Raw genomic sequence first — 5,501 nt, 5'->3', positions numbered from 1 at the left:
ATCATTTCTTGTACCGGCAAAAAGCGTTAGCGCTTCTGTAGAATGGAAGTTAACGCCAGCGTGGAATACTGAGCGTTCTTTGTGAATCCCAACACGACCGGTAAGCTCAATCTGGTTGGTCATCCAAAGTCTACCACCGATGTTAAACTCGGGTTGGAACGCTGAGTCTTCACTTGAAGAGTCGACAAAATTCACATGGTGTAGCAGGATCTGACCGTAAATATCGGCAAATGAACCGATAGGGCCATTAAATCCGACACCAACAGCGGCATCCCAATCATTTTCAAAAGTAGAATCAATTCGTCCAACTAGGTGAGCGTTGTCCATTAAAAGCATACTGTATTCAGCACCAACAGTTTGTGGGCCAAATCCGCCTCTAACTTCCAAATAGTTGTAGCTAAAATTGTTTGCGTTAACAGAAGGAGATAACGCACAAGCTAGCGCGATAAGACTGAGTTTTGATGATACTTTTGGCATAACTGCTCCGTAGTCATTAAGTATGCAGATAAATTTTTGACGTTAAAGAAAAGCCTGCAATAAGCAGGCCATTATCTACAGTTTCGACTAAAAAGCACGATTTTCTTTGGTTAAAGAATCACAATATGATCAACTTCGATCTCAGCTTTAGATCCACCTTCATATTCTCCAAAGAGACGGACCGTTGTTGTTTGGTCAACTGCTTGACTAATATTGATGTCATCTAGCTCGATTTCGACTTCTCCGGTTCCATCAGAGAAGACAAATCGTTCTCTCGATAGCTGCTTGACGAGTTGTCCTTCAACGACGACGTCAACATCTTTAAACATTGACGCTTCTTCAGTGATCTGCTTTACCGTCGTTATTTCGACCGGGCCTTTATATTGGAACTCGTACGCACCGTGGTTATCAGATTTAGCAAAACTTGAAGCGGATGCCAAAGCGAAGGTTGCAGTGATTGTTAGTGCGATTAATTTAGATTTCATGATGTCTTCTCTTTTGTATCAACCAACGTGGTTGCGTTTCAGTAGGTGTATTAAACGACCACCAGGTTGAATAGATACTGAGTAACTCATTCATAATCCGTTCACTACGGATTTATTGCATTTCGCCGGTTGAGGTTAGAAGGAACAAACCGTTATTATATGGAAAATTCCATCAATTTTATCGACTTATGAAATCAACAATAGAATCGCTAATGGTACAAGGCACGACATCTGATGCCGGGAAAAGTGTTCTGGTGGCAGGGTTATGCCGTGTTTTAGCGCGTCGTGGCGTTAAAGTAGCACCATTTAAGCCTCAGAACATGGCGCTTAATAGCGCAGTCACTGAGGACGGTGGAGAAATTGGAAGAGCGCAAGCTGTTCAAGCGCAAGCGTGCAGAGTTAAACCGACGATTCATATGAACCCTGTCTTGCTTAAGCCTTGCACAGACACGGGTGCTCAGGTGATTTTGCAAGGTAAAGCCATCACTGACATGGACGCTGTGGGTTACCATGATTATAAAAAGGTCGCGATGGGAACCGTCATGGACTCGTATGAGAGGCTCACTGCTGAGTACCAGAGTGTTGTCATTGAAGGGGCTGGTAGCCCAGCGGAGATCAACCTGCGTAAGAACGATATCGCCAACATGGGTTTTGCAGAAAATGCGGATGTTCCAGTGATCATTGTGGCAGACATTGATCGCGGAGGAGTGTTTGCCCACTTATACGGCACGTTGGCTCTATTGTCAGAAAGTGAACAAAACCGAGTGAAGGGATTCGTTATAAATCGTTTTCGAGGCGATATCGCGCTCTTACAATCAGGTTTAGATTGGTTAGAAGAGACCACCAACAAACCTGTATTAGGCGTTTTACCATACTTGCACGGCTTTGATTTAGAAGCTGAAGACGCGATTAATGATAGCCAAGAGCGAACCGAAAATAGCAAATTGAATGTTGTTGTTCCTGTATTAACAAGGGTTAGTAACCATACAGATTTTGATGCGTTGCGCTTAAATCCCGACATTAATCTCCGCTACGTAGGCAAAGGAGAACGCCTTACCGGCGCCGACTTAATCATTATACCTGGGACTAAGTCGGTAAGAAGTGACTTAGAGTATTTGCGAAGCCAAGGATGGGATGAGGATATAAACCGACACTTGAGGTTAGGCGGTAAAGTGGTGGGTATCTGCGGTGGATACCAAATTCTTGGTCAGTCAATCAATGATGCCAAAGGCGTTGAAGGTATTCCTGGTTGCAGTCAAGGTCTTGGATTATTGGATACAAAAACTGAGTTGACTCAAACGAAAATGCTCACCAATGTGAGTGGTGTTCTAGAGATAAATGGAGAGTCACAAGAAATAAAAGGCTATGAGATTCATGTCGGTGAATCAACATTAACGAATGCGCAGTCTTTACAGCCTATAAAGCTAGAAAACGGAAGGTTGGATGGCGCGATTTCAAGTTGTGATCAGGTGTTTGGTACATATCTGCATGGTCTTTTTGATACACCTGAAGCTGTATCTATGATTAGTCGCTGGGTTGGAGTCGAAGGGATTCAGCAGATAAACCACTTTGATACCAATGAGAAAGCGATAAATAGAATCGCCGATGCGATCGAAGAGCATATGGACTTGGAGAAACTTTGGCCTAGCATGGCAAAATAGCCAGCGCGAATAACTAAAAAATTGAAAGGGTTTCGATACATAAAATAAGCCGCGCTATTTGAGCGCGGCTTACGACTAAAATGAAGCTAAATACGAAGACAGGTTATAGTAAGACTACTTAATAAATACTTCGTTAAAGTCTTTCTTCAAGATAGCGTCTCTACGTGCTTTTTTAATTTGCTTAACCATATCTTTAACACAGTTATGAAGTACTTGATCAAGCAGTTGAGTACGATATTCCTCTTTATCTTGATCCGTCATATCTTTAGGCAAGTCTAGTGTTGGGAACTCTTCCATCACGTTCACACCTGCGAAAGCTTGGCTTACGGAAATCAGAGCGTGGAATTGCTCAAAGTTATCTAATACGTTTTGAGCACTAGCTGGTAAAGAGTCCCATGCCTCTCTTACCGCTTCTTCAGACACTTCATGAATCGACGTAACCATAAAGTGCATTGCTTCAGGAACTTCATCAAATTCGATTACTTGCTTAAGTTCAGCAGAAACCGTTGATAAGTCCACTTTAGGTTGTTCAGTTTGTTTTTCGTCAGTCATGACAATATCTCTTAGCATAAAAACAATATGCTAAAAACTTATGATGAAAAGTCAATAAGCTAGTCGTAATTAACTAGTGAAAGATTTGATTTGAAGTGCTATATATCTACATAGAACAAAATTATAAGGATTTATATGTCGAAAAATGGATCTTCAATGCGAATCCTTCTAGTTGATGACGTTCAGATGGACAGGATGCAGTTAGCGATTCGATTGAAGCAACTGGGCCATGATGTTGAAGCGGTATCGAGTGGTAAAGAGGCGCTGGCTATTTATTTAAAGTTTGACCCTGAGCTGATCTTGCTTGATATAACCATGCCAGAAATGAATGGATTTGAACTGTCCCAAGAAATACGTCGACTTTACCCTGATTGGATCCCTATTATTTTCCTGAGCGGTCATGAAGAACCGAGCATGATTGCAAAAGCTATCGACGCAGGTGGGGATGATTATCTAATCAAACCCGTTGATAAAATTGTCCTTAACTCCAAATTAATCGCGATGCAAAGAATCGCTCATATGCGTCGGGAACTAAAACGAGCTTCTATTAAACTACAAGAGTTAAACCAAGCTCTTCAGCATCAAGTCAATGAGGATGGGCTGACAACGCTATACAATCGACGTTTCATGGACGAGAAACTAGCGGATATGATCAGTTGGCATGGTCGACATAAGTTTCCATTAACGCTTGTTCTTTTAGATGTCGATCACTTCAAGTTGTATAACGATAACTATGGCCATATTGAAGGCGATAATTGTTTAATTGCATTGGCAAAAATGACGAAAGATCTCTTTTCTAGAAGCGCTGAATATGTCGGTCGATACGGAGGAGAAGAGTTTGTTATCTTGCTCAGCCATACAGGTCAGGAAAAGGCTTTAACAGCGGCACAGAGAGTTAAGAGTGCGTTAGATGACCTCAACTACCCACATGACTTTAACGATAACTTAGGAAGAATTACCGTGTCACAAGGTATTTATAGCCTTGTTCCTAATGGACATGAATCTATCCAAGATATTTACTCTAAGGCGGATGAAGCTCTGTACCAAGCTAAACATAATGGACGAAATACTTATGTACTCTATGGTAGCCAAGATTAGTTTTCAATGGTGAAGCGACGAGAATAAAATACTTAGTTCTCGCTAATGCTTTCATACTGGCGTCGAGTGATCTTGTAAAGTTAAAGCAGATGTTCTGCGTTCAAGCGGTCTCAAAATCTTATGCAACTTTGTTTCTCCCAAAAAGCGGGTATAGCGGTTTTGCCTGTTATTATCATGTCGTCAATGTTGTTTACGTCCGTCAACGTCCGTGGGGCTTCACCCAGCAAAATATTCCAAAAAGAGCTTCAACAAAAGTTTGCCTCTGCCGTCATTCTAACGGATAGCGATGTATTTACCTTTGGTATTCATGACTTTGATCCTAACGACTGGTTTAACCTTGAAAATGAAGATATAGGGACAGAGGAATCGGTCGGCCTTAGGAATCGAATCCAGGTTACAACCATCCCTTATACGATCGATTTGTCGGAAGAAAACGCCATTCATAAACAATCTGTCATGTTTCGCCTCTCTGGACTCGTGTCAGAAAAGAGCATTAGGATCAATGACGTTGAGAGTGGAGATTTAAACAAAGATAGAATCCTTGCGGGATACGTAGCATATAAATATAAGCACTCAATTAACGATAAGTGGAGTGTAGAGCCCGCATTTGCTGTTCATCTAATGCAGTACGATAACCAATTTGAGTATCGAAGCGACATATTGCTTAATGCAAGAGAACAGTTAGATGGTATTTATGTTAACACCTCAGCGTGGAGCGTTGTCTACGAACCAACCGTCAAATTCAAGTATGAAAGGAAAAAAACATGGGGTAGTTGGCACATTGAGTCGAAATGGCACTATTTCTATGGTCACGGTTGGGGGGAGGCTAACTATGGGGAGATAGGAAACACAGAAGGTTGGTATGTCGCGAATGGAATTCAGTCGATCTACAACTTCAATAAATGGGGGAGAGCGGTTCAATCGATGTATTCAAGGTTTAGTCGTATCGATCTAGGGGCAGATATCCAACAACCGTTAGGTACTAATCATTATTATGAGGCTTCTGTCGGTTGGCTAATGACACCACCATTTGAAACAGACTGGATCGACAACGTTGGGGTTGGCCTCAATTTTAATTATGGTAGCGCGTTAAAAGGCGGTAGTATCGTATTGTTTTTTAATCAAATTTAATAAACAAGAAGCTAATGAGATACTTTGTTTCGACCCGTTTGTTTTGCCTTGTAAAGAGCTTTATCTGCTAACTTGATAACGTTTTGCGGTTTTCTGT

Annotated in this window: 6 protein-coding genes; 3 read left to right on the top strand and 3 right to left on the bottom strand. The window is 41.6% G+C overall.

Going from position 1 to position 5,501, the window contains the following annotated elements:
- Positions 1-477 (bottom strand): hypothetical protein (locus BCU12_RS20730; protein ID WP_102406305.1); only part of this gene is annotated, 477 nt, incomplete at its 3' end.
- Positions 478-587: 110 nt separating this feature from the next.
- The gene (locus BCU12_RS20725) at positions 588-962 is read right to left on the bottom strand and encodes a NirD/YgiW/YdeI family stress tolerance protein (RefSeq protein ID WP_102406303.1); all 375 of its coding nucleotides are present in this window, start codon (positions 960-962) and stop codon (positions 588-590) included.
- A gap of 188 nt (positions 963-1,150) precedes the next feature.
- Between BCU12_RS20725 and BCU12_RS20720 the strand changes: the two genes are divergently transcribed.
- On the top strand, positions 1,151-2,623 hold the full coding sequence (locus BCU12_RS20720; RefSeq protein WP_198599403.1) for a cobyric acid synthase: 1,473 nt from the start codon (positions 1,151-1,153) through the stop codon (positions 2,621-2,623).
- A gap of 114 nt (positions 2,624-2,737) precedes the next feature.
- Here BCU12_RS20720 and BCU12_RS20715 read toward each other — a convergent pair whose 3' ends face one another.
- Positions 2,738-3,175, bottom strand: coding sequence for a DUF3069 domain-containing protein (locus BCU12_RS20715; protein WP_102406299.1), 438 nt, complete (start codon positions 3,173-3,175; stop codon positions 2,738-2,740).
- 135 nt (positions 3,176-3,310) lie between these two features.
- Here BCU12_RS20715 and BCU12_RS20710 point away from each other — a divergent pair, with 135 nt between their 5' ends.
- Positions 3,311-4,273: a diguanylate cyclase gene (locus tag BCU12_RS20710; protein WP_102406298.1), complete on the top strand. Its 963-nt coding sequence runs from the start codon at positions 3,311-3,313 to the stop codon at positions 4,271-4,273.
- Positions 4,274-4,393: 120 nt separating this feature from the next.
- Complete coding sequence (locus BCU12_RS20705) at positions 4,394-5,404, top strand: Solitary outer membrane autotransporter beta-barrel domain (protein WP_241909886.1); 1,011 nt, start codon at positions 4,394-4,396, stop codon at positions 5,402-5,404.
- The last annotated feature ends 97 nt before the right edge of the window (positions 5,405-5,501 follow it).

The sequence above is a fragment of the Vibrio sp. 10N.261.55.A7 genome (assembly GCF_002877365.1).
Classification (GTDB): domain Bacteria; phylum Pseudomonadota; class Gammaproteobacteria; order Enterobacterales; family Vibrionaceae; genus Vibrio.
Note: the sequence above shows the minus strand (reverse complement) of the source record. Positions and strands in the feature narration are given on the sequence as shown.